We start from the raw sequence: 4,445 nt of genomic DNA, 5'->3' as shown, positions 1-4,445 counted from the left end.
GCTGCTTCATCTGTCGTGTTTGGTGCATCAAGCACCACAATAGCACGTAGACGCTCGGCAATGCCAATCAGTTCTGCTGCTACAGGATTAGAGGTTGCACTGATTTCGGCTTTGGCTGTCGCTCCAGTGCCATCCCCTTCAATCGTCACATTTGGGGCGGTGTGATAATCAAAGCCACCGTTCTTAATGACAACAGAAGTTACTTTTCCATCTTTCAGGATTGCTTCTGCTTCTGCACCGCCGGCAATTTTAACTGTTGCTTGAGTGTAACCGCTTCCTTGGTTCGTCACATCAATCTTGCTAAGACTGATAGGGCGTTTGTGCGTAAAGCCTGGAGCAATCAGAATACGTGGTGTTTGTCCTACAATGGATTGTGCTCCAATGAAAGCATGAACGCCTTCATAAGCACCATTTGCGTTCACACCGCCTAGAACATTGGTGAGTGTTGCATTTTCGTTGTCACCTTCTTGCACGCGTACGACAACGACAATAGCCCCCACTTGCTTGAAAATAAGATCAAGGGCATTGGGTAAAGTGCCGCGTCGTTTACCTGTTGTATCCAGTTTTGCGGTTTGTGAAAGAGAGCCCGTTACCAAAACGGGTGTGTTGAGGGGAAATGCTTGTTCATCGGCATCGGGTGCTGTGCCAACAATTCCGATAACTGCCGATTGAACCGCGCGAAGAGGGCGGGTGCCGTCGTCAACTTCAACGACTTCAACACCGTGTAAAAAACCTGTTGCCATACTTTATGCTCCTTTGAAATATTGGCGAATGAAATGAATGGAAAAAATGAGGGTTGGATTTGAAATCGCACCCTTTAAAACAGCAAATCATAAGGATTTTGGTTCACTCGCATTTCAAATGCGAGTGAATAGTAAAGGGTAGCATTTCAAATGCGATCCTTTGAAAACAACAATATGTGAAATAATTTTTTAAAAGCATATTGACACTAATAAACCCTCATGTTATTCGAATCACAAGTGCTAGAAACACTAAACCATTAGCGGATAGGTCACGTAAGATCTCTCCCATGCATTTAAAATACTGATTGTCTTTTATGCTATTATTGGCATATAACGATTTTGTCGGGTGTAGCTATGCTATACAATACCTTCTCACGAGGGGAAGACATAGCGACGGACTAATGGCCGTGTTTCTAACGCCCGGCACCCTTGGGGGTGTCAATAGAGACATTAAAACCATTAGGAGTTCATCATGAACAATTTAGTGACAATCAACAATGATGGCATCGTTGTCACAACCTCTTTAAAAATTGCTGAGGGTGTGGGGAATACGCATAAAACAGTTATACAGTTAGTACGCAATAATCGTAAGGATTTTGAAGAGTTTGGTTCACTTGGATTTGAAATCCAAGTGAGTAAAAGAGACGGTAAAGGTGGTCAAAAGAGAGAAGTTGCTATTCTCAACGAACCACAAGCCACTCTACTCATGACCTATATGCGTAACAATGATACGGTGCGTGCGTTTAAAAAAGCACTCGTTAAAGCTTTCTATGATTTAAAAAACCAATTAATTGATAATGACCGTGATACACGCTTTGATTTTCCAAGCAACTGGGACGAAATGGGACCTACTGAAAAAGCTGTTTATATTTATGGACCGCTTCACATGCATCTTGTTAAAGCCTTTACATTAGCAGAAGAGAGCAAACATTATAAAACGCTTGTTGAAGAAGCCAAGCGAGTTTTAGTAAGCCCTGTTGCAAAAGTAGCTTAAGTTAAAAACATGATTTTATCTCCTCGCCTTGAGGCGGGGAGGTAGTTAATGCCGTAAAATATCTTTACATAATATATATTGTACGTATAATACGTATTATACATTAAAGATAGGATGTGCATATGAAAAAATATAGTTTTACAGATATAAATCGCGGGGCAGGCGATATTTTAGACGAGGCTATGTCTACACCTGTCGCTTTGACAAAACGAGGGCGTGAAAAAATCATTATGCTTCCTGTTGATTTATATAATGAATTAGTAAAATCTCGTTCTGGTGCACAATCTTTTGTTTATGCAGATGCACCGCAAAATATATTAGATGATTTAAATCGTGGTTTAGATGACATTTTGAATAGTGATGAACATGTTTAAAGCGGGGGATGTTGTTCGATATTATTATTTATCCAGTATTCCATAAAACATTATCCCTTGAGAGTGAGGAAGAGATCAAACAGCGTGAAGTGTTGGAACTTTGCTAACATTTGTTTCACGTTCAGCATGCCAAGCATCATAATTAGCTTGCATACGTAACCATATAGCAGCTCCATCACCAAACATTTTGCCAAGACAAGCCGAAAGAGAAGGAGATATAGGCTTTTCGGCATTTAGAATATCATAGAGATGTTGGCGTGATATACCAAGCATCTGCGCAATTTCTGATTTTGTTTTGCCTGTTTCAGGAATAATTTCTGCTAAAACTTCTCCTGGATGAGTAGGACAACGGTTTTTATCTCTTTGTGCAGGAATGTCATTCATAACTGTATCCTTAGTGATATTGTTCAAGATCAACACGGTAAGCATTACATGAGTCAAATTCAAAGGTAATACACCATGGTCCGTTAACGTGGACAGTGTAACGAGTGGGTGAATATCCAATCAAAGAATGAAAGTTGAATCCTGGAAGATTCATATCTTCTGGTCTTTCAGAAATATCTAAACGATCAAGACGAACCATGATACGTTTTACAAGTTTCTTATCAATCTTGGATGAATTTCCCGTTTTGAATAATTCTGCCAATGTTTTGCTTTTAAACGTTTTAATCATTCTTTTATATAGCGTAAAATACTGTTAATGTCAACAAATAGCTTACATTATAAGTGCTAAAATGGAAAAAACAGTAACATCCCATTAGAACCCCTTATCGTCTAGACTTGTTTTTCTTTTCTCCAACTCATGCGTAAAGAGAAGCACAAACTCATGGAGGGAATAAACTTGCACGTCAACATCAAGGATTTTACAACCACACCAATAACTGTCTGATCAAATATTGCTAAAAATTCAGATCTCTTACCATCCTTAATAAAGTGAATACAAAGTTTAAATTCTATTGTCATTTTGCTCTCCAAATCAATGGAGAAAACATAACAACAAGAGCTCCCTTTCATAAGTTTGACACTGTCAGTCAAAAAAAACCTTTTAAAGGGCTTTGAAAGATCAATAAAAAGGCTTTGAAAATCATATAAAGCCTTTAAAAACTTATACAAAAACCTTTAATTTAACTGCGCCATCTCCACCCCGTCCAGCACCACTTACTGTTCCATCCTCGCCATCTCGATACCCGCCGCCACCGCCACCGCCTTTGCCTAATTCAGCGCCGTTTCCTCCATTGCCACCATACTGGCTTTTTCCACCATTCCCTCCATTATTAGGTACACGACCATCACCTCCACTACCACCTCCACCTGCACCACCATAGCTACTATCCCCCCCATTGCCACCACGACCATTATTGGTACCACCGCCACCGCCTCCTCCTCCATGCCATGCATGGCTTTTTCCTGAAAAACCACTCTCGTTGTTGGAAATATAGCCACTACCACCTGAAACGCCACCGCCACTATTTCCACCAATATAACCGTTATTCCCCTTACCACCTCGTGCTGTAAGAATAGAACCAACTAGTGTATTACCACCATTCCCACCATTTCCATATCCGCCTTTTCCAATAGTCACTACATCATTATTCTGTAATTGGCGTTTTTGAATTTTTAGAGTAACACATTCACCGCCACCACCACCTCCACGTTGACCACCGCTACCGCCAGCTCCCCAAGCCGTAATTTCAATTTCCGTATCATCTGAGACACCGTCAGGCCAGGGAATATTGCCACTCTGCAGCATGGTAATTTCAACGTATTCTTCTTTACGTTTTTTGATTAAAGAATCTAATAAAGCATCTACTTGCGCTTTCGTATAAACAAGATCTCCATCGACTTTTAAAGGTCCTTTCAATGTGCTTCCCGTTGTGCTTAAACTTGTGATGACTTCATTATTATGGGTGAGGCTAAACGGAGAATTTCCTAATAGCTCTAAGCCACCACTCATGCTAACTTTGCTGGTAAATTTATTGTAACCTTGCCATTCATTTGGGCTTGTGAGGCGTCCATAGCTTGTCAGATCTTGATTGATCTTAGCTCTAAAATCATCAAGCCCCACGATATCTTCCGTTTTATGTTGGTGTGCGCCTAACAGTGAGACAGCACTCCCAAAGGTAAAGTTATTGTTGCTTGATTTATAGAGAACATAATTGTTGGCAGCATCTTTTGCGCCTTCGATATCGCTTAAATCAGCAAATGAGAAAGTTTTATCCGCTGCCATCTTGCCATTGAGAGCGCTTTCTAGATTTGTGATTTCGCTTATGGTATGCGTGTGGTGTAAAGGCGCCTTTTCGTCTATCTTTTCCTCAACAGCTAAAAGAGCTTGGT

Annotated in this window: 6 protein-coding genes and 1 pseudogene; 2 read left to right on the top strand and 5 right to left on the bottom strand. The window is 40.5% G+C overall.

The annotated features are described in order from the left end of the window. Window positions 1–743: pseudogene (locus tag ACFINU_RS09155) on the bottom strand (phage tail protein); the annotation flags it as partial. Between the two features lie 472 nt (window positions 744–1,215). Between ACFINU_RS09155 and ACFINU_RS09150 the strand changes: the two are divergent. Then, window positions 1,216–1,737: a Rha family transcriptional regulator gene (locus ACFINU_RS09150; protein WP_375615282.1), complete on the top strand. Its 522-nt coding sequence runs from the start codon at window positions 1,216–1,218 to the stop codon at window positions 1,735–1,737. A gap of 122 nt (window positions 1,738–1,859) precedes the next feature. Next, complete coding sequence (locus ACFINU_RS09145) at window positions 1,860–2,111, top strand: type II toxin-antitoxin system prevent-host-death family antitoxin (protein ID WP_375618868.1); 252 nt, start codon at window positions 1,860–1,862, stop codon at window positions 2,109–2,111. A 75-nt stretch (window positions 2,112–2,186) separates the two neighbouring features. Here the strand turns inward: ACFINU_RS09145 and ACFINU_RS09140 are convergent, their stop codons facing one another. The 4 genes from ACFINU_RS09140 to ACFINU_RS09125 all read right to left on the bottom strand — a co-directional run. Then, window positions 2,187–2,495: a HigA family addiction module antitoxin gene (locus tag ACFINU_RS09140; RefSeq protein ID WP_375618869.1), complete on the bottom strand. Its 309-nt coding sequence runs from the start codon at window positions 2,493–2,495 to the stop codon at window positions 2,187–2,189. A 10-nt stretch (window positions 2,496–2,505) separates the two neighbouring features. Then, window positions 2,506–2,784, bottom strand: coding sequence for a type II toxin-antitoxin system RelE/ParE family toxin (locus ACFINU_RS09135; RefSeq protein ID WP_375618870.1), 279 nt, complete (start codon window positions 2,782–2,784; stop codon window positions 2,506–2,508). Window positions 2,785–2,885: 101 nt separating this feature from the next. After that, complete coding sequence (locus ACFINU_RS09130) at window positions 2,886–3,074, bottom strand: hypothetical protein (RefSeq protein ID WP_375618871.1); 189 nt, start codon at window positions 3,072–3,074, stop codon at window positions 2,886–2,888. Between the two features lie 142 nt (window positions 3,075–3,216). Beyond that, window positions 3,217–4,445, bottom strand: a 1,229-nt coding sequence (locus tag ACFINU_RS09125; protein WP_375667605.1) for a Bgr_08870 family protein, incomplete at its 5' end; no start/stop codon positions are given.

This window comes from Bartonella sp. AC130YNZD (assembly GCF_042196865.1).
GTDB lineage: Bacteria > Pseudomonadota > Alphaproteobacteria > Rhizobiales > Rhizobiaceae > Bartonella.
Note: the sequence above shows the minus strand (reverse complement) of the source record. Positions and strands in the feature narration are given on the sequence as shown.

Excerpts from the sequence above, each read along its gene's own strand:
- ACFINU_RS09150 (WP_375615282.1), top strand. The coding sequence starts at position 1,216 with ATGAACAATTTAGTGACAATCAACAATGATGGCATCGTTGTCACAACC.
- ACFINU_RS09145 (WP_375618868.1), top strand. The coding sequence starts at position 1,860 with ATGAAAAAATATAGTTTTACAGATATAAATCGCGGGGCAGGCGATATT.
- ACFINU_RS09140 (WP_375618869.1), bottom strand. The coding sequence starts at position 2,495 with ATGAATGACATTCCTGCACAAAGAGATAAAAACCGTTGTCCTACTCAT.
- ACFINU_RS09135 (WP_375618870.1), bottom strand. The coding sequence starts at position 2,784 with ATGATTAAAACGTTTAAAAGCAAAACATTGGCAGAATTATTCAAAACG.
- ACFINU_RS09130 (WP_375618871.1), bottom strand. The coding sequence starts at position 3,074 with ATGACAATAGAATTTAAACTTTGTATTCACTTTATTAAGGATGGTAAG.